This is a genomic window from Nonomuraea sp. NPDC049152, assembly GCF_040648355.1.
Taxonomy (GTDB): Bacteria; Actinomycetota; Actinomycetes; order Streptosporangiales; family Streptosporangiaceae; genus Nonomuraea.
Window position 1 is genome coordinate 60,789 of sequence record NZ_JBEZDO010000019.1, and the last position, 17,445, is coordinate 78,233.

Here is a 17,445-nt window from a genome sequence, read left to right on the forward strand (position 1 = left end):
TGCGGCGGCGGACGGCGCGATGCTGTAGAGCAGGGCGAGAGGTTCCGCGATCGCGTTCAAGACGGTCGCGTTCGTCGCGAACAGGAGCGCCGCGAGAGTGAAGGAGGTAAGCGTCAACCAACGTCTGATCATGGGACAGACCGTAGGAAAGAACACTTGACGATCACTTACACCGCCTGTCAGGCCCCGGTGGGCGCCAGGGGACGGGGCTAAGCACCGCCGGTCAGGGACCTGTGGGGCGCCAGGGCACGGGGCTGGACAGGACCATCGAGCTGGACGGCGTGCCGTACGCCGCGAGCCTGTCGATCAGCGACTCGAAGTCCTCCATCGTGGGCACCGCGACCCGCAGCACGCAGCACGCCCCGCCGGTCACCCTGTGCACCTCGAAGATGTCGGCCGAGTCGAGCATCTCAGGGTGGCGCAGCACGCACCCGGGTCCGTAGCAGGACATCGTGACCAGCGCGACCACGCTGCGGCCCGTGTGCCTGGGGTCGACGTACGCGCGGTAGCCACCGATGACGCCCGACTCCTCCAGCTTGCGCACCCGCTCGGCGACCGCGGGCGGCGACAGGTGCACCCGGCGCGAGAGCTCGCTGAAGGACAGCCGCGCGTCGGCCTGCAGTTCACCCAGCAACAACCAGTCCAGATCGTCCACTTTCACTTCCAAAGGCTTCAAGGCGAAATCCGCGACGAGTATGCGGGTAAACAGCCTAAGGACCGTTCGATCGGCATTCCACCTCAAGGGCCGCGAAGGCAGGATGGGCGGTATGGAAGTCATGCCGATGACCGCCGTCGATAGGGACGAGAGAGCCGAGGCCAACGGCGGTGCGCCGACGCTCGAGTTCGACCGTCGCGTGCCGTACGACCGGTATGTTCGCGCGAGCACGCTGCACACGCTGCAGCGGACGTTGAGCGACGACCCCGGCGAGATGTCCTTCCTGATGATCAGCCAGATCATGGAGCTGTACTTCGGGCTGATTCGCTTCGAGCTGCGCCAGGCCCAGAGCCTGCTGCGTGACGACGACGTGTGGGGCGCGCTGGCGCCGCTGCGCAGGGCCGCGCTGCACCTGGACGGGCTCAACGCCGCATGGCGCGGGCTGCGCTGGATGACCCCCGCCGAGTTCAACCGCTTCAGGGACCTGCTGGGTGAGGGATCGGGCTTCCAGTCCGCGATGTACCGGCACCTGGAGTTCGCGCTGGGGCTCAAGACCGAGTCGCTGATCCGGCCGTTTAAGCGTCAGCCCGAGATCTACGCCGAGCTGGTGGACAGCCTGGAGTCACCGTCGCTGTGGGACGAGGTGATCGCGCTGCTGGAGCGCCGCGGCCTGACCGACGGCGGCGAGGGCGTGGTCGACGCGTGGGTGTCGATCTACGGCGACACCGGGCCCGGCAACTACCTGCGCATGCTCGGCGAGGCGCTGGCGGACGTCGCCGAGGGCTTCGCCGACTGGCGGTACCAGCATCTGCAGGCCGTACGGCGAGCGATGGGCGCCAAGGCCGGCAGCGGCGGGTCGGCGGGGCTGGTCTGGCTGGAGCGCAGCATGGCGCGCACGGTCTTCCCCGAGCTGTGGACCGCCCGCACCTTCATCTAGCACCCCAGGAACGCCCAGCGACCACCGCATGATCTCGGGTGATCATGCGGTGGCCGGCTCTCGTGCGCCCTGGGCAGGCGAGAGCGGGAGTGTTAGCTCGGCGGGGTCAGCTCGTAGAACGCCTCGCAGTTGCCGGGCCACTCGTCGTTGCCGCGTTCACCGGGCACGGGGTAGACCCTGCACGCGGAATGCGCGATCCTGCCCTCGCCGTTGCGGACGGTCACGTGCAGGATGGGGCCCGAGGCCGCCAGCGCGACAGCGACGGCGTCGCCGGGGTAGTACTCCACCGACGACACGTCATGCCACTCGGGGTTGGTCCGTGGGTCGCGAACGAGAGTCCTGCCGTCGCTCGTCACCGTGGCGACGAACTTGGAGTCCTTGATGAAGACGGTGGCGACGCTGCCACCAGGGCCCTCCGGCCCTCTATCGCCCGCGGGGCCCTTCGGGCCCTGCGAACCCTTGGGACCCTGCGGACCCCTGAGACCCTGCGGCCCCCTGAGACCCTGCGGACCGCGGCGCCCGGCCTTGCAGCGGCAGTGGTGACGACCGTGGTGGTGGCGGTGGCAGCAGCGCCCGAAGTGGCGCCGACCCCAGCAGCCGCCCCCTCGGCAGCTCAGCGACTTCTCCCAGGAGAGGACCGCCGGCTGTGCGGCGGTCTGGACTCCGGCGGTAACAGCGCTTGACGCACCCCACGCCTGGGCGGAGGGCAGGAGCAGGGCACCCATGGCGAGGGCGGCCAGCGTCAGCTTGCGAACACTTCCGCGACGTTGCGGAAGGCCGGTCTGTATCGTCATTTTTGTCCATTTCGTGTCATGCATGGCCTTCAGAAGTAGCGAGCTTCGTGAAGGCCTGGGTAGCGACGATCTACCCCGCGCATGGTCAGGTCAGCCGCCCCCGATCTCCATATGACCTCCAAGACTCGATACTCAAAAAGAAAGAGCCACATACACGCGAAATCGCACTATTAGTAGTTGAATCGCAGTTCCCGGTCTAACGAGGCTGGATGGCTTATAGCGCTATAACGTGAGATAACCGCCACCGTAATCGTCCGGAGTGACGGATCTCCTGCGCCACCCGCCCGCCCCGATCCGCCGGCTCGTCTGGCCCGATGGCCGGAGTCGGTCTCGCAGAAGATCGCGAACGTCAAGAAAGTCGCCGCTCCTCAACTCCGCGAAACACGACGAACAGCGCCTAATGAGGTCATTCATGACACGGACCAGGGCTTTAGCCAGGCCATAGACGCGAAATGCGGGCGTCGTGGCACAAACCACGACGCCCGCGGCTCCGGGCGTACACCAAGGGGCGCATGGCCTCCATGGAGGAGATTCAGGAAGTCCTGAGCATGGGCTCGAAGGTTGTGCACTCGCGCCTGCCGTCCAGCATCCTGAACGCTCGCCGGATGGACGGCCGGTGTCGCCGGCAGTTCATGTCCATTCTGCGGATGAGTCGACGATCCGCATTCGGACCGACGCCCTTCATGAACTGCTCGGCGTCCTGTTACTGCTGGTTGACGCTGACGTTGCAGCCCGTCGACTCGTTGTTGGCGGACGTCATCGGGCCGATGGGGATGAGGGCGACGGTGATATCGCCGATACCGCGGTTGCCGCACACGGCAGTGTTCCCGGACACCGTGGAGACGTTCAGTTCGGTCTCATTCGACTTGGGCCACTCGTCCGCCTGAGCCGGAGTGACAAAAGCCACGCCGGCGAGCCCTGCAATCACTGCGCCACTGACTAGAAGCTGCTTGAGCATCTTAATTCCCCGATTGATCTCGATTCCATAGCTCAGCCTTACCGCTTGAAGGCTGGCCATTAGCTATTAGACCTGCATGTAGCACCAGAGGCAATCGAATGACGGCAAAGAAGTCTCAATCTCTCATCAACACGTTTTCGAGGGGCAAGTCCGATATATAGGACATACTTGATGAAGGCGATTATATTGTGTCCATTTCACCGCGCCGCCGCACAGGAGGGCCATCAGGGAGCCGACGGCCCGGTCATCACTCCCTGCAAGGGCGAGAACCAGCCGGAATCCCAGAAGCGGCCAATCGATCACACGCCCGTCTACGCGGCCCGGACCAACCCGCGAACACCCCAGCTCAAAAGCTGGCGGATTCACCACAAGGTCGCTGTCGCCCCGGAAAAGGCCGGCCACATATGCAAAGGCATCGCCGTCCGGAGCCACCAGGTATCCCAAGAATGGAAAAAGGCTTAGCGCACTCGGCGAGTCGGTGTCCGACCGCCATCCCCGAAGAGGGTTTGGTGTTTCTTTACGCCGGCCATGGGGCGATTGGCTTGCTCTTCGTGAGACGCGTAGGTCTACTTGCTAGGGCTCACCCTTCTGGGATACGAGCTGAATCCTCAGACCGAGTTCGATCGGGAGTTTTAAATGCTCAAGAGACTCGCATTTGGCGGAGCCCTGTTCGCAGCGTTGGCCGGCGTGGCTTTTGCCTCTCCGGCTCAGGCGGAGACGCCTCGGCCGAACGACTCCAACACGGCCAAGGCGCACGGAAACGTGATTGTGTGCGGCAACAGTGCGGTTGGCGACATCATCGCCGTCGTCGGAGCCCTCGCTCCGGTGTCGTTCGTCAAGCAGCAGCCCGTGGACTGCAGTATTCGGGTCCTCCAGAACCAGGGCGAGAACCAGGGCTAGGACCAGCACGAGGACTAGGAACTGCTGCGATCAGTGGCTAGCACGAATGAGGCTACAAAGGTCGGTGTTGAAAATGCTCGCCAGGACGGGCAACGGTCACCGATCTGCTGTCCGGCGTGAGGGTGATGAACCTTTCGCCGGACCTGGCCTGCTGCATTAGCCTCAGGCTTTCGCGGTGAATGTGCCCGAAGCCGATTGTTTTATCTGACAAAACGTCTTTGAACGTGCCCCCTCACACAAACGCAGGCCCGGATCGGGCACTCTCCCGCGCAACGTCATCGCCGATCTCCAGCCTCGCCTCAGGTGGTGACTGCCTGGCCGACATCGCGCTGGGCGCGCCCAGCCCGAACCATGCGGCCCGCAGTCTCGTCTCCCGCCCGAGCGACCGACCGGCCATCGACTCAGCTCAAGCGTTGACAGCCATCCGCCTCGCTCCGGCTCAGCTGCCTCAGCGCAGGTCCTGATCCGCGCCGACTCCGGTGGCGGCACCCGTGATTTCCTCACCTGGTTGACCCGGTCCGGCCAACCTGCCGCTACACGACTTCACCCCGAACCAGCTGTGGTGTTAACTCGTCGCGCCGGCCTGGAGCCCCTGGCCTGGATGCAGATCCTCGTCCTGAACGGCACCACCGCGCCTGTTCGCCGTGACCGGCCGACTCATCCGCAGCGGTCGACGGCTACGACTTCACATCACCGCACCATGGCCCTGGCTCCGAGACATCCCCATCGCCCTCGACCGGCTACAGCGCTCCATGCGACGGGACCAGCACCGCATCGCCCCGACGGGTGAGAGGACAGACGAGCTGAGCTGTGGAACCCGCCCACCCGGTCCGACCGCCGGGCAGAACACGCTGACCACGACGCGGACGTCACCTCAGCCGCAAAGTAATCCACATTGCATTTGGATATGCCAAATTCTTTGGCGGGCGCCGGTCCAGGCCAGCGGCTTTCTCACTTCATGGGATCGTTCGACCCGGCATGAACACGTCCGGCCATCGTCTTATGGTTAAGGAACACTCTGAGAGGCTTAGTGTTTCTTTACGACGGTCTCGCGCTTATTAGCTTGCTCTCCGCGTGACGTGTGGGTCTACTTGCTAGCGGCTCTCCCCTTTTGGGATAAGAGCTGATCCTCAGAACGAGATCGATCAGGAGTTCAGATGCTCAAGAAGCTCGCACTTAGCGGGGCCGTGCTGGCTGCGTTCGCCGGCCTGGCTCTTGCTACTCCGGCTCAGGCTGACACGTGGCCCAAGTCGCGCGAGAGCGACCAGAACGTCTCCACGGTGTCCGGGAACCTCGCCGTGTGCGGTAACCGTGGCATTGGCGATATCTCCATCGTCGCCATCACGCTCAACCCGGTTACCTTCGCCGACCGCGAGCCGGTGGACTGCAACGTTAAGGTCGACCAGGACTAATGCTTGTCCTGGATCGGTAGGAAACCAGATTGAGCACGGGGGCCGGTACTCAAGCCGGCCCCCTGTGCGTCTTCGTCGCCGTCTGACGTTAATACACCGCATCCTTCGCTGGAACCTGTCCAGCGCTCCGGCTTCACCACCGCCCGTTCGGACGGGTCGTGATACAACCCGAGCACATCGACGGCCTTCTCCACAAACAGCGGACCGGCCGACAACTTGACCGTCTCGCTCCGGTGCGGCTTGAGCTCAAAGTGCCGCCAGAGCCGGCCGATGGTCGACTTACGCTGGTTGTCCTTGCCCTCCGCACAGGCCGGCACGATCTTCGAGCGCAACCCCACGACCCGCGAGGACTTCGCGCGCCGTGCCCACGGATATCTCCAACTCCCGCGGCACCTGCGCGTTGTCGGCCCCTGGCTCAGCACACACCAACACGATCTACGGTCGGATCGCCAAACTCGACGTCCCCACCCGACATGCCGATCAGCCGTGTCCGCTCAGCTTCGCTCAGGGGATCTCCGCCGCGCCCAAGGCCCTCTTCACCGCCCCGGACCTGCCGCCTGATGTGGATCGCCTGGACGGCGTGCGGGAACCGTCAGCGGGCCTTGACCCGGCAAGCCACGCGGTTCCTCTGTCTGGCCACGGTGATCGACCAGTATGCGCGGCTGGCGGGATGGCCGATCGCCGAGCGCAGGCGCGCCGACCTAGTCGTTGACGCGGCGCATGCCGCGACTGTCGTTCGCGCGAGGCTGGACATGGCGATCTTCCAATCTGATAGTGCCCAGGACGCCTCTCGGCAGTTCACCGGGGCCTGGCGGCAGTGGAGCGTGCGCCAGTCGATAGGTGTGGTGGGCAGCAGCGCCGACTACGCCGAGGCCCTTCGACGCCACGCTGCAACGCGACACCTTGCAATGCGCTCACGGTTGGTCATGTCGGCGGCGTTCACCGGGGTGAGTCTTGCCATTCCGGGGCAGGTGGGGATGCCTTGGCCGAACGACCCCGATGCGGCCGAGCAGTACGGAAACGTCACTGTGCGCGGCAACACTGGAATCAACCCCGCCTCGGCGCTCCGGTGACTGCGCCGAAAGTCCGCAGGTCGACTGCGGTATTCATGCCTACAGGACCAGAGCGAGGGCCAGGACTGAGAACTACTGCGATCGGGTGTGCGGCACGGATGGCCCCACAAGGTCGGTGTTCGAGGACCCCAACGCGTCGGCCGATCTGTAAACACTTGGTGCTGTTGGAGTTGATGGACATCATATTATCGATAAAGCGTGTACTCGCATACTCGGGCGGCCGGTCTGCAAATCGCCGCCGATCCGTCCGGCAGCTTCTCCTTTTGGCACCGTTCGACCAGAAGTACGCTCGGCTTAATACGCCTCGCCATCATCTTCAAGGTAAGCAATACGCCGAGAGGTTTGGTTTTTCTTTACATCAACAACGGGGTTATCAGCTTGCTCTCGGTGCGACGCGTCGGTCTACTTGCTTACCGGCTCACCCTTCTGGGAAACGAGTTGAATCCTCAGACCGAGATCGAGGGAGATCAGATGATCAAGAAGCTTGCATTCAGCGGCGCCGTCCTCGCAGCGTTCGGCGGCCTGGCTATTGCCGGCCCCGCCCTGGCGGACACCTACCCGCAGCCGGGCGCGGCCAAGCAGAACGTCTCCGCGCAGAACGGCAACACCGCCGTGTGCGGCAACAGCGGCATCGGCGACATCACCGTCGCCCTCGTCCCGCTCAACCCGATCGTCTTCAACGAGGACAAGTCGGTGAACTGCAGCGTCCAGGTCGACCAGGACTAAGAGCAGTTCTCGATCAGTAGGAATCTGATCGATCACAAAGGTCGGCGCCACCGCGGCGCCGACCTTTTCCTGTGCACGACGCACCTCGAGCCGACGGCGCGTTGATCCCTCGGGATCTCGACGCCACCGTCCTCATCTCGCACTCTGACAAGGGTCAGGCTGCTCCGGCCTGGGAGGCGTTCAGCTTTCCTGGCGGGCAGAAGCCGGGCCGCCTGGCGATCGGCTTCCCCCTCACCGACGACATTCAGCCTCGCCTCCTGGCCCAAGGGCATACGGTCATTGTTCCAGCGGAGGTGGATCAGGGCCTTCCAGGCTGTGAGGACCGTCACGGAGCGTTCGCCGAGGGCCTGGATGAGGGCATGAGGCCTTGCACTGCCCTGGCCGGTGCCAGGAGAGACCCCGAACGAGTCGGTCGAGTCGATCGGCGACGACCTGGGCGTCCAGCGCGCCTTGTCATCCTCGGGCTATGTGGTGGTTCTGGACGGCGTTGGCTTCGCAGAGGTGGCCGGCCTTCCGGGTCCGCAGCGGAGCTTGCGGGGGACTGCCGGCTTTCGAGCCGGGCGTTCGCGCGTGCGCCCGGCACGCCGCTGTGGACCTCAGGCTTCAATCTCCGGCGTGGTCCACGACTTGAAGGCGGCCCGCATCTGGCATCTCCGCCGCCTCAAGGCCGCCGGACCTATCACGCTCGCCCACCGACAAAGGCTACGCCGGTGGTCAGCCGTGCCTTACAAGGACGTAAGGTGCCACCGCCGCAGAAGGCCGACTCCCACGCCAGGCTTCGCGGACCGGGAGCGCGGGCAAATCCGGCGACCAAGTGGGCGTAGAGGTCGCCGTTACGCGGGTGTGCCGGCATCAGTAACGCTTACCGCGCGGGCTCCAGGCGCCGCCAGCGGCACAGCGCTCCGGATGCCGGGCGCGGACCAGGTCGGCCAGGCTGATCAGGGTGCGGTTGGACAGTTCCGCGTTCCTCTTTCTGAGCCCGCGGCAGAGACATGCCCGCTCGCCGGCGGTGCGGGACGGTCAGGGCGGTGTTGGGGCAGACGCCGTCGGCCAGGACGCTGACAACTTCGTCGGCCTTGTCGCCCGGTGCCCGGTCGGCCGGTCGCCACCACCAGGCGGGTGTCGGCATCGACAATGGCCTGAACGTTCGCGGAGAAGCGGTGGTTGCGGCTCGAAGCGCCGATGGTGCGATCGCGCACCGGGATGAGGATGCCGTCCACGATCCCCAGGCGGTCCTCGGCATCAGCCGGCGGGGCGCGGGCTCGAGAGCGAGCAGGGGGCCACGGGGCCCGCTGATATGGCAGACGGTGGAACGGGCAGAGCGTCGCGAGCTGCCGCATGGTGAGGTTGGTGCGGTAGTGAGCGGAGAAATGCCCGCTCCCGCTCGTCTGCAACACCCTTGAGGGTGAGCAGCGCCGGCAGGTAGAAAAAGACTTTCACTGCCGGACGCGCAATAGCGAATATACAGGGGGTCGGCCGTTTTCCGCGCCGGCCCCCTGCCACCGATCTATCGTCTTACTAGTCCTGCGTGGCAATAACCTGGCAGGTCACAGCCTTGTTGTCGCGGATGACAACCGGTGTGAAGTTGAGGACGACGGCGGTGACATCGCCGATGCCCTGGTTGCCGCACACGGCAGTGTTCCCGTTCTGCGTGGAGACGTTCTGTGCGGCGTCACTCGGCTTGGGCCACGTGTCCGCCTGAGCCGGAGTGGCAAGACCCACGCCGGCGAACGCAGCCAGCACGGCCCCGCTAAGTGCGAGCTTCTTGAGCATCTGAACTCCCGATCGATCTCGGTCTGAAGATTCAGCTCGTGCCCCCGAGGGGTGAGCCGCTAGCAAGTAGACCGATCTGCCTGATGAGAAGCAAGCCAATAGCACGGCCATTGCCGTAAAGAACCGCCAAACATTACTGCATGTCTCTCAGAGAGAAGAAATGCATTGTGGGCGAGATCTTAATGAGGACGCAGTACGGTTATGTCATACCTCTCAATAAGCCTTTTTCGTCCCGCTTCGCGAAGCCCCCTGGCCAGGGTCGATACGAAGCGGATTGAATGCGACGAGCTAGTTATAGAGGGCGAAATGCGGGCGTCGTGGCGCAGACCACGACGCCCGCGACTCCGGGCGTATGCCAATGCCTCCATGTAGGAGATTCAGGAAGTCATGGGCATGGGCTCGAATATTGTGCATCCGCGCCTGCCGCACGGCACCTTGAACGCTCGCCGGATGGACGGCCGGTGTCGCCTGCAGTTCATGGCCATTTTTGCGGATGAGTCACGATCCGCATTCGGACCGACGCCCTTCATGAACTGCTCGGCGTCCTGTTACTGCTGGTTGACGGTGACGTTGCAGCCCGTCGACTCGTTGTCGGCGGACGTCACCGGGTTGAAGTTCAGGAGGGCGACGGTGATATCGCCGATACCGCGGTTGCCGCACACGGCAACGTTCCCGGTCACCGCGGAGATGTTCCTTTCGGTCTCACTCGGCTTGGGCCACTTGTCCGCCTGAGCCGGAGCGGCAAAAGCCACGCCGGCGAGCCCTGCAATCACTGCGCCGCCGACTAGAAGCTGCTTGAGCATCTTAATTCCCCGATTGATCTCGATCCCGCAACCCAGCCTTACCGCTTGAAGGCTGGCCATTAGCCATTAGACCTGCATGTAGCGTTAGAGGCAATCGAATAGCGGCAAAGAAGTCTTAATCTCTCATCAACACGTTTTCGAGGGGCAAGTCCGATATTTAGGACATAATGAGTACTTTCATCCCGCTTCGCGGAGCTGAAGTATGAGGATGGCTTTGAGTTGACATGTGAGAAGCAGCGTAGTTTCCGCAGGATAAGCCAGATTTTCAGCTGCGCATTCGGCGTTCACCTGGGCACGGAGCTTGGCATGCGAGGAGTTCGCGGTCCGCTCTGAGGCCGGCCTCGCGGATGTGGAGCCGAGACACGGACATGCTCACAGTGAAGCCCTCTGCCAGCCCCGCGAGCGTCTCGCCCTTGCTCCGGGCATGGAAGCAGCCCAGGTCCAGGTCAGTCCAGCGAGGTGTCGCCCATCGACTCGAGCACCCCGCGCAACAGCCCGCAGAGCTGATCACGTTCGGCTGGGCCGAGGGCGGCCAGCAGCCTGGCCTCGTTCTCGACGTGCAGCCCGACCAGCTCGTCGATGAGGCGCAGCCCCTCGGGGGTCAGCCTGATCCGCACCGATCTGCGGTCCTCGCTGTCGCGGACCCGCTCGACCAGCCCCTTGGCCTCCATCTTGTCGATCCTGTTGGTGATCGCTCCCGAGGTCACCATCGCCGCCTTGAGCAGCGCTCCCGCCGTCAGCTCGTACGGTGGCCCCGAACGCCGCAGCGTGGCCAGCACGTCGAATTCGAAGCTCTCGAGCCCATGCTCGGCGAAGAACTGTCTGAGCGCCTGGTCGAGTAGGCGTGACAGCCGCGAGAGCCTCCCGACGACACCCATGGGCCAGACGTCGAGGTCAGGCCGCTCCCTGTTCCACTGCGCGATCACCGCGTCCACCGCGTCGGCCATGCCTGTCCTCTCAACGGAAATAATCTCAACGTTCATAGACTTGACGTTCATACAAGTTGGGTGCTGTTATCTCAATGTTGAGATTATCAATGAGAGGTGATCGACGTGTCCACGATCGAAGCCGAACCGATCGCGCGCGCTCACTACACGAGCGACGTGGCTCTGGCCGCCCTCGCGCCTGTGAGCTGGGGAACCACGTATGTCGTCACCGCGACGCTGCTGCCCCCCGACCGACCGCTGCTCGCCGCGACCCTGAGGGCGCTACCCGCGGGTCTGGTGTTGCTGGCCGCGACCCGCCGCCTGCCGCGCGGAGCGTGGTGGTGGAAGGCCGCTGTGCTCGGCATGCTCAACTTCGGCGCCTTCTTCCCCCTGTTGTTCTTCGCCGCCTACCGGCTGCCCGGCGGGGTCGCGGCCACGATCGGCTCGGTCCAGCCGCTGGTCGTGGCGCTGCTGTCGATGCTGATCCTCCAGGCGAAACCGGCCCGCGCCGCGCTGTACGCGGCCGCGGCGGGCACCGGCGGCGTGGCCCTGCTGACCCTGACCGCGCAGGCCCGCCTCGACCCGCTCGGCATCGGCGCCATGTTGCTGGCCACCTCGCTGATGGGGGCGGCCATCGTCCTCACCAAGAAGTGGGGCCAGCCGGAGTCGCCCCTGGTCATGACCGGCTGGCAGCTCACCATCGGCGGCCTCGTCCTGGCACCGTTCACGCTCGCGGTCGAGGGCCTGCCCCCGGCGTTCACCGGGCAGAACCTTCTCGGCTTCGCCTACCTGGGCATTGTCGGCACCGCCCTGGCCTACGCCCTGTGGTTCCGCGGCATCGACCGCCTCGCGCCCACCTCCGTTTCCCTGCTCGGCCTCACCAATCCCCTGGTCGCCACGGTGGCCGGCCTGGTGGTCCTCGGGCAGACCCTGACCGGCTGGCAGATCGCCGGATTCGCCATCGCGCTCGCCGCGCTCGTCGCAGGCCAGACCCTGAGCAGGAAGGCATCATGACCACCACAGTCCTGTCCCCCGAGCGGGTCCCGTTGAAGACCTGGCTGGCCGTGGCGGCCGTCGCGGTCGGGACCTTCTCCGTCGTGACCGTCGAGCAGCTTCCCGTGGGTCTGCTCACCTCCATCGGCGGCGACCTCGACGTCACGGAGGGTACGGCCGGCCTCATGGTCACCGTGCCAGGCCTGGTCGCCTCGGCCGCCGCGCCCCTCCTGCCCGTCGCCATCCGCCGCCTGGACCGGCGCGTGGTGCTCATCGGCCTGCTCAGCCTGATGGTCCTGGCGAACGCGCTGTCGGCCCTCGCGCCCAGCTTCGCCGTCCTGCTCGCCTCACGCTTCCTCGTCGGGGTCAGCATCGGCGGGTTCTGGGCGCTGGCGGCCGGCATCGCCGTACGGCTGGTGCCCGACAAGCACGTGCCCCGCGCGACCTCGCTGGCCTTCGGAGGGGCGACGGCCGCCAACGTACTCGGCGTCCCCGCGGGCACGCTGATCGGCGGGCTCACCGACTGGCGCGTGGCGTTCGCCGCCGTGGGCGCGCTCGGCCTGCTCGTGGTCGCCGGCCTGTGGCTGCTGCTGCCGCGGCTGCCCGCCACCGAGCCCGTACGGCTGCGCGCGCTCCCCCGGCAGTTCCGCAACCCCGTCGTCAGGACCGCGGTGGTCTCGACGTTCCTCCTGGTGAGCGGCCACTTCGCCGCCTTCACGTTCGTGAGCCCCATCCTGCAGGGCATCTCGGGCGTCAGCGAGAGCATGATCAGCCCGCTGCTGCTCGCCTTCGGCGTCGCCGGGGTGGTCGGCACGTTCATCGCGGGGGCCGGAGCCTCACGCGACATCAGGAAGACCATCATCACGCTCGGCGTCACGCTCGCGGCGATCCTGGCGCTCTTCCCTCTCCTCGGGGGAAGCCCACTCAGCGGGTCGGCGCTGCTGATCCTGTGGGGCCTGGTCTACGGCGGGGTGCCCGTGGCCGTACAGACGTGGATCTTCAAGGGTGCGCCGGACGCGACGGAGGCGGCCACCGCGCTGAACACCTCGGTGTTCAACCTGGCCATCGCGCTGGGAGCACTGCTGGGCGGCGTCGTCGTCGACGCGGTCGCCATCACCGGCGTCCTGTGGTTCGGCGCGCTGCTCACGGCCCTGACGTCGTTGGCGGTGTGGCGGACCAGGGACGCGTGATCGGGAATTCGCGCTGAGGAATCTCGCGGCGAAGGGGGCCGTGGCGTGCCACGGCCCCCTTCTCGCGGATCAGCTACGGCCGGCGAAGAAGGCGCGGACGTCCCCGGCCAGCACCTCGGGCACCTCGTGCGCGGCGTAGTGGCCGCCCACGCCATAAGTGTTCCACTGCGCGATGGCCTTGTGGTCGCGCTCGGCGAAGCGGCGGATCGACTGGAAGTCGTTGGCGAAGCCCGCCAGACCGATCGGCACCGTGGTCGGCCCTGTGGGGTTCTCGGCCTTGGCGTCCTCGTAGTAGAAGCGGATCGACGAGCCCGCGGTGCCGTAGAACCAGTGGATCGCGATGTTCGTCAGCGTGAAGTCGCGGTCCAGGTGTCCCCCGATGAGCTGCCCCATCCAGCCGAGCAGCCCGGCGGGCGAGTCGGCGATCGCGTGGGCCAGGGTCTGCGGCGACTGCGACTGGAGCTGGTTGAAGGCGCCCATGTTCTCCCAGAACCACTGCAGGTGCCGCATCGCCGCCTGCTCCTCCTCCGTCAGGTCCTGCAGCTCGGCGGGGTCGCCGGTGGGGAAGGAGAAGATCTGCGTGACGTGCACGGCCACGACGTGCTCGGGGTCGACCCTGCCGATCTCGGGGGAGACGAGCGCGCCGCCGTCGTTGCCGACCGCGCCGTAGCGCTCGTAGCCCAGACGGGCCATCAGCTCGGCCCACGCCTTGGCGGTCCTGTACCTGTTCCAGCCCTTCTCGGTCGGCGGACCCGAGAAGCCGAAGCCCGGCAGGGAGGGGATAACCAGATGGAAGTCGCGGGAGAGGTCCTCGATCACGTCGAGGTACTCCACGACCGTGCCGGGCCATCCGTGCGTGAGGATCAGCGGGAGCGCGTCCTGCTTGGCCGAGCGGACGTGGATGAAGTGGATGTTCTGCCCGTCGATCTCGGTGGTGAACTGCGGGTGGGCGTTCAGCCTCGCCTCCCAGGCGCGCCAGTCGTAGCCGCTGCGCCAGTAGTCGACCATCTCCTTGACCCACTCGACGCTCACGCCGTACTCGAAGTCACTGCCGGGGATCTGGTCGGTGAAGCGGGTCAGCGCCAGCCGGGCCTGAAGGTCGTCCAGATCGGCCTGCGGGATCTCGACGCGGAAGGGACGGATCTCAGACATGGAAAGCTCCTCCTGAACGGAACGGCTTGTTCTGTTCCAACTCTATCAGAATGAAGCCTTCCGTTCCAGACCTTGAGGGCGGAGAACGAGGGGGCGCCTCGGGCGTGTCTGCGCCCACCGGGACCTTCCCTGACTCACGCCGCGTCCATCCCCTACAGCACTACCAGTGGGAAGTACCATCAGCGAATGATCGAAAATACCGAAACCGTGCCTGGGTGGCTTGCTCCGGACGAGCTGGAATCGATGCGCGGCCGGATGCCGATCCTCTACGTCGATGCCGTCCCCGTACGGGTCGACGAGACCGGCGTGGTCACCCACGTCGGCCTGTTGCTGCGCATCTCCGCGGACGGCGCGGTCAGCAGGGCGCTGGTCTCCGGGCGCGTCCTGCACCACGAGCGGATCCGTGACGCGCTGATGCGCCACCTGGAGAAGGACCTCGGGCCCGTCGCGTTGCCGCACATCCCGGCGTCGCCCCAGCCGTTCACGGTGGCGGAGTACTTCCCGACGGCCGGCGTCACGCCGTATCACGACCCGCGCCAGCACGCGGTGTCGCTCGCCTACATCGTCCCCGTGGTCGGCGACTGCAGGCCCCGGCAGGACGCGCTCGACCTCGTCTGGTTCACGCCCGAGGAGGCGGCGTCGCCGATGGTGCAGCAGGAGATGATCGGCGGGCAGGGCGTGCTGCTGAAGCAGGCGCTCGCCTCCGTCGGCCGACTTCCCTGAGCCCGCCCGCGCCCAGGCCCGACGGTCAGCGCTCGGGCTTCGCTCTGACATGCATGCGCTCGCCCTGCTTGCCGAAGAGGCTGAGCACCTCGGCGGGACCGTCGCCCGCGCTGCCGAACCAGTGCGGCAGACGGGTGTCGAACTCGGCGACCTCGCCCGCGCGCAGCACCAGGTCGTGGTCGGCCACCAGGAGGCGCAGCCGTCCTGACAGCACATAGAGCCACTCGTAGCCCTCGTGGGTCTTCAGCTCGGGCTCCTGCCGCCTGACCGGGATGACCAGCTTGAACGCCTGGATCGCGCCGGGCTGGCGGGTCAGCGGCAGGACGGTCATGCCGTGCGCCTGCCTGGGGGCGATGCGGACGCGGGGGTCGCCGACCTCGGGCGCCCCGACCAGTTCGTCCAGAGGCACCTGGTGCGCCTGGGCGATCGGAAGCAGGAGTTCCAGGGACGGCCGGCGCAGGCCGGACTCCAGGCGCGACAGCGTGCTCTTGGAGATCCCCGTCGCCTCGGACAGCGCGGTCAGAGTGACGCCCCGGTCGGTGCGCAGCCGCTTGAGCCTCGGGCCGACCTCCGCCAGCACGGCATGAATGGACACATCACGAAAATAGCGAACCCGCCGCCCGAGAAGTCGCCACTGCGGTGATATGTGCGATATTTCAGCAGGTCAGCGGCGTTGCGCGAGCAACCGGCGCGGGAACCATCACAGTCATGTCGATCCCCCTGATCAACGCGTCCCCCGCCCCCGACGGCGCCTTCCCCCGGCCCGCACCCTACCATCAGCTCCGCGTGCCCGCCGAGCTGGTCGCCACGGCCCGGCGCGGGCTCAGAGGCGCCGGTACGGCACGCAAGCGCGTGCTCGTCATCGGTGCCGGCATGGCCGGCCTCGTCGCCGCCTACGAGCTGATGCGGCAGGGCCACGAGCCGATCGTCCTGGAGGCCCAGCAACGGGTCGGCGGCAGGGTGCTCACCCTGCGCGGCTTCGCGCCAGGCCTGTACGCCGAGGCGGGCGCGATGCGGATCCCGCGCGTGCACGACCTCACGCTGGCCTACTGCGAGCGGTTCGGCCTGCGGCTGCGACCGTTCGTGATGGGCAATCCCCGCACCCTGGCCTACATCCAGGGCGTCAGGACCACCATGGCCCGGCTGAACGCCGACCCCGCGATCATCGACTTCGAGCTGGCCGAGCACGAGCGCGGCAGGACCTACGAGGACCTCTGGCGTGCGGCCACCCAGGAGATCCACGACCTGTACGAGCAGGAGGGAGAGAACGCGCTCGACCGGATCTGCGCCGAGTACGACCGCTACTCCATCCGCGGCTTCCTGCGCGACCGCGGCTTCTCCGAGGGCGCCATCGAGCTGTACGGCGTCATGAGCTTCAGGGAGGCCAACCTCAACGCGGCCGTCATCGAGCAGTTCCGCGAGATCGTCGGGCGGGCGTTCGAGGACATGCAGGAGATCGAGGGCGGCAGCGACCTGCTGCCGAACGCCTTCTACAAGGAGCTCAGGCACCACATCAGGTTCGGCCACGAGGTCACCGCCATCGAGCAGGACGGCTCGTCCGTCACCCTGCACGTCAGGACCGGCTCGGGCAGGACGGCGATCACCGGCGACCACGCCATCTGCACGATCCCGTTCTCGGTGCTGCGCGACGTCGAGACCAGCCCCGCCTTCTCCCGCCGCAAGCAGCGCGCCATCCGCGAGCTGAACTACAACGCCTCCACCAAGATCCTCTTCCAGGTGCGGCGGCCGTTCTGGGAGTCGAGCGACGGCATCGTCGGCGGCACCACGGTCACCGACCTGCCGATCAGGCGCATCTGCTACCCCTCCCACCAGGCGAAGGAGGAGGAGCGTTCGGTTCTGCTGGCCAGCTACACCTGGGGCCAGGACGCCCTGCGGTGGGGCGCGATGTCGTCGCAGAAGCGGGTCGAGCAGGCGCTCGAGGACGTCGCCAAGATCCACCCTGAGATCCACGACCACTTCGAGTTCGGGCTCTCGCACGCCTGGTACGACGACCCCTACGCGGCGGGGGCGTTCGCGCTCTTCGAGCCCCACCAGCAGACCAGCCTGCACGAGGCGATCATCGCCCCAGAGGGCAGGGTCCACTTCGCGGGCGAACACTGCTCGCTCTGGCACGCCTGGATCGAAGGGGCGCTGGAGTCGGGGCTCAGTGCGGCGCGTGCCGTACACCAGGCTGCGTGATGGCCGCGTAGCGGCGCAGCCAGGCCGAGGCCTCCGCCAGGTCAGCGGAGGCCGCGGCGCAGGCGGCCAGGTGCGCGCGCACCGATTGGCGCAGCCACGGCGGCGCCGCCCCCGCCTCTTCCAACTTGGCCTCGATCTTCCGCAGCCGCTCCGCGCACTCGGCCAGCGCGTGGGCGTCGCTCTGCAGGACCATCGCGTGGGCCGTGATCACTTCGGGTACCGCCGACATGC

19 protein-coding genes and 1 pseudogene are annotated in these 17,445 nt (G+C 66.4%); 10 read left to right on the forward strand and 10 right to left on the reverse strand.

The features are described from left to right. Positions 1-223: 223 nt before the first annotated feature. The gene (locus AB0B45_RS30465; protein ID WP_358137843.1) at positions 224-655 is read right to left on the reverse strand and encodes an Lrp/AsnC family transcriptional regulator; all 432 of its coding nucleotides are present in this window, start codon (positions 653-655) and stop codon (positions 224-226) included. A 127-nt stretch (positions 656-782) separates the two neighbouring features. Here AB0B45_RS30465 and AB0B45_RS30470 point away from each other — a divergent pair, with 127 nt between their 5' ends. Then, positions 783-1,592, forward strand: a complete 810-nt coding sequence (locus AB0B45_RS30470) for a tryptophan 2,3-dioxygenase family protein (protein WP_358137477.1) — start codon at positions 783-785, stop codon at positions 1,590-1,592. 92 nt (positions 1,593-1,684) lie between these two features. On the opposite strand, the gene AB0B45_RS30475 is transcribed toward AB0B45_RS30470, so the two are convergent. Then, positions 1,685-2,386 carry a hypothetical protein gene (locus tag AB0B45_RS30475; RefSeq protein ID WP_358137480.1) on the reverse strand — a complete coding sequence of 234 codons (702 nt, stop codon included), beginning with the start codon at positions 2,384-2,386 and terminating at the stop codon, positions 1,685-1,687. A 703-nt stretch (positions 2,387-3,089) separates the two neighbouring features. Then, positions 3,090-3,344: a hypothetical protein gene (locus AB0B45_RS30480; protein ID WP_358137482.1), complete on the reverse strand. Its 255-nt coding sequence runs from the start codon at positions 3,342-3,344 to the stop codon at positions 3,090-3,092. Between the two features lie 243 nt (positions 3,345-3,587). Between AB0B45_RS30480 and AB0B45_RS30485 the strand changes: the two are divergent. From AB0B45_RS30485 to AB0B45_RS30495, 3 genes and pseudogenes are all read left to right on the forward strand, one after another. Continuing rightward, positions 3,588-3,806, forward strand: a pseudogene (locus tag AB0B45_RS30485) (IS5/IS1182 family transposase); the annotation flags it as partial. A 174-nt stretch (positions 3,807-3,980) separates the two neighbouring features. Further along, entirely contained in the window at positions 3,981-4,244 is a 264-nt protein-coding gene (locus AB0B45_RS30490; RefSeq protein ID WP_358137485.1) for a hypothetical protein, read from the forward strand. A gap of 1,157 nt (positions 4,245-5,401) precedes the next feature. Further along, positions 5,402-5,656: a hypothetical protein gene (locus tag AB0B45_RS30495; protein ID WP_358137487.1), complete on the forward strand. Its 255-nt coding sequence runs from the start codon at positions 5,402-5,404 to the stop codon at positions 5,654-5,656. Here the strand turns inward: AB0B45_RS30495 and AB0B45_RS30500 are convergent. Then, complete coding sequence (locus AB0B45_RS30500; protein WP_358137490.1) at positions 5,653-5,988, reverse strand: hypothetical protein; 336 nt, start codon at positions 5,986-5,988, stop codon at positions 5,653-5,655. The two genes, AB0B45_RS30495 and AB0B45_RS30500, sit on opposite strands and share 4 nt — an antisense overlap. 309 nt (positions 5,989-6,297) lie before the next feature. Between AB0B45_RS30500 and AB0B45_RS30505 the strand changes: the two genes are divergently transcribed. Both AB0B45_RS30505 and AB0B45_RS30510 read left to right on the forward strand, forming a co-directional pair. Further along, a complete protein-coding gene (locus tag AB0B45_RS30505) occupies positions 6,298-6,729 on the forward strand; it encodes a hypothetical protein (protein WP_358137493.1) in 432 nt (143 codons plus the stop codon). 471 nt (positions 6,730-7,200) lie between these two features. Next, positions 7,201-7,455 carry a hypothetical protein gene (locus AB0B45_RS30510; protein ID WP_358137496.1) on the forward strand — a complete coding sequence of 85 codons (255 nt, stop codon included), beginning with the start codon at positions 7,201-7,203 and terminating at the stop codon, positions 7,453-7,455. Between the two features lie 1,518 nt (positions 7,456-8,973). Here AB0B45_RS30510 and AB0B45_RS30515 read toward each other — a convergent pair. The 3 genes from AB0B45_RS30515 to AB0B45_RS30525 form a co-directional block, all read right to left on the reverse strand. Then, entirely contained in the window at positions 8,974-9,228 is a 255-nt protein-coding gene (locus AB0B45_RS30515; RefSeq protein ID WP_358137498.1) for a hypothetical protein, read from the reverse strand. 548 nt (positions 9,229-9,776) lie between these two features. Beyond that, on the reverse strand, positions 9,777-10,031 hold the full coding sequence (locus tag AB0B45_RS30520) for a hypothetical protein (protein ID WP_358137501.1): 255 nt from the start codon (positions 10,029-10,031) through the stop codon (positions 9,777-9,779). A gap of 446 nt (positions 10,032-10,477) precedes the next feature. Continuing rightward, positions 10,478-10,978, reverse strand: a complete 501-nt coding sequence (locus AB0B45_RS30525; protein WP_358137504.1) for a MarR family transcriptional regulator — start codon at positions 10,976-10,978, stop codon at positions 10,478-10,480. A gap of 105 nt (positions 10,979-11,083) precedes the next feature. Between AB0B45_RS30525 and AB0B45_RS30530 the strand changes: the two genes are divergently transcribed. Beyond that, on the forward strand, positions 11,084-11,971 hold the full coding sequence (locus AB0B45_RS30530; protein WP_358137507.1) for an EamA family transporter: 888 nt from the start codon (positions 11,084-11,086) through the stop codon (positions 11,969-11,971). Beyond that, the gene (locus AB0B45_RS30535; RefSeq protein ID WP_358137510.1) at positions 11,968-13,140 is read left to right on the forward strand and encodes an MFS transporter; all 1,173 of its coding nucleotides are present in this window, start codon (positions 11,968-11,970) and stop codon (positions 13,138-13,140) included. Before AB0B45_RS30530 ends, AB0B45_RS30535 begins: the two co-directional genes overlap by 4 nt. A gap of 69 nt (positions 13,141-13,209) precedes the next feature. Here the strand turns inward: AB0B45_RS30535 and AB0B45_RS30540 are convergent, their stop codons facing one another. After that, positions 13,210-14,292: an epoxide hydrolase family protein gene (locus AB0B45_RS30540; protein ID WP_358137512.1), complete on the reverse strand. Its 1,083-nt coding sequence runs from the start codon at positions 14,290-14,292 to the stop codon at positions 13,210-13,212. 186 nt (positions 14,293-14,478) lie between these two features. On the opposite strand from AB0B45_RS30540, the gene AB0B45_RS30545 reads away from it, so the two are divergent. Further along, positions 14,479-15,015, forward strand: a complete 537-nt coding sequence (locus tag AB0B45_RS30545; RefSeq protein ID WP_358137514.1) for an NUDIX hydrolase family protein — start codon at positions 14,479-14,481, stop codon at positions 15,013-15,015. A 25-nt stretch (positions 15,016-15,040) separates the two neighbouring features. Here the strand turns inward: AB0B45_RS30545 and AB0B45_RS30550 are convergent, their stop codons facing one another. Then, on the reverse strand, positions 15,041-15,610 hold the full coding sequence (locus AB0B45_RS30550; RefSeq protein ID WP_358137517.1) for an XRE family transcriptional regulator: 570 nt from the start codon (positions 15,608-15,610) through the stop codon (positions 15,041-15,043). A 113-nt stretch (positions 15,611-15,723) separates the two neighbouring features. On the opposite strand from AB0B45_RS30550, the gene AB0B45_RS30555 reads away from it, so the two are divergent. Next, on the forward strand, positions 15,724-17,214 hold the full coding sequence (locus AB0B45_RS30555) for an FAD-dependent oxidoreductase (protein WP_358137520.1): 1,491 nt from the start codon (positions 15,724-15,726) through the stop codon (positions 17,212-17,214). Here the strand turns inward: AB0B45_RS30555 and AB0B45_RS30560 are convergent. After that, positions 17,180-17,443, reverse strand: a complete 264-nt coding sequence (locus AB0B45_RS30560; protein ID WP_358137523.1) for a hypothetical protein — start codon at positions 17,441-17,443, stop codon at positions 17,180-17,182. The genes AB0B45_RS30555 and AB0B45_RS30560 overlap by 35 nt on opposite strands. Positions 17,444-17,445 lie beyond the last annotated feature (2 nt).

Coding starts and splice junctions, on each gene's coding strand:
- AB0B45_RS30470 (WP_358137477.1), top strand. CDS start 783: ATGACCGCCGTCGATAGGGACGAGAGAGCCGAGGCCAACGGCGGTGCG.
- AB0B45_RS30475 (WP_358137480.1), bottom strand. CDS start 2,386: ATGACGATACAGACCGGCCTTCCGCAACGTCGCGGAAGTGTTCGCAAG.
- AB0B45_RS30480 (WP_358137482.1), bottom strand. CDS start 3,344: ATGCTCAAGCAGCTTCTAGTCAGTGGCGCAGTGATTGCAGGGCTCGCC.
- AB0B45_RS30490 (WP_358137485.1), top strand. CDS start 3,981: ATGCTCAAGAGACTCGCATTTGGCGGAGCCCTGTTCGCAGCGTTGGCC.
- AB0B45_RS30495 (WP_358137487.1), top strand. CDS start 5,402: ATGCTCAAGAAGCTCGCACTTAGCGGGGCCGTGCTGGCTGCGTTCGCC.
- AB0B45_RS30510 (WP_358137496.1), top strand. CDS start 7,201: ATGATCAAGAAGCTTGCATTCAGCGGCGCCGTCCTCGCAGCGTTCGGC.
- AB0B45_RS30515 (WP_358137498.1), bottom strand. CDS start 9,228: ATGCTCAAGAAGCTCGCACTTAGCGGGGCCGTGCTGGCTGCGTTCGCC.
- AB0B45_RS30520 (WP_358137501.1), bottom strand. CDS start 10,031: ATGCTCAAGCAGCTTCTAGTCGGCGGCGCAGTGATTGCAGGGCTCGCC.
- AB0B45_RS30525 (WP_358137504.1), bottom strand. CDS start 10,978: ATGGCCGACGCGGTGGACGCGGTGATCGCGCAGTGGAACAGGGAGCGG.
- AB0B45_RS30535 (WP_358137510.1), top strand. CDS start 11,968: ATGACCACCACAGTCCTGTCCCCCGAGCGGGTCCCGTTGAAGACCTGG.
- AB0B45_RS30540 (WP_358137512.1), bottom strand. CDS start 14,292: ATGTCTGAGATCCGTCCCTTCCGCGTCGAGATCCCGCAGGCCGATCTG.
- AB0B45_RS30545 (WP_358137514.1), top strand. CDS start 14,479: ATGATCGAAAATACCGAAACCGTGCCTGGGTGGCTTGCTCCGGACGAG.
- AB0B45_RS30555 (WP_358137520.1), top strand. CDS start 15,724: ATGTCGATCCCCCTGATCAACGCGTCCCCCGCCCCCGACGGCGCCTTC.
- AB0B45_RS30560 (WP_358137523.1), bottom strand. CDS start 17,443: ATGTCGGCGGTACCCGAAGTGATCACGGCCCACGCGATGGTCCTGCAG.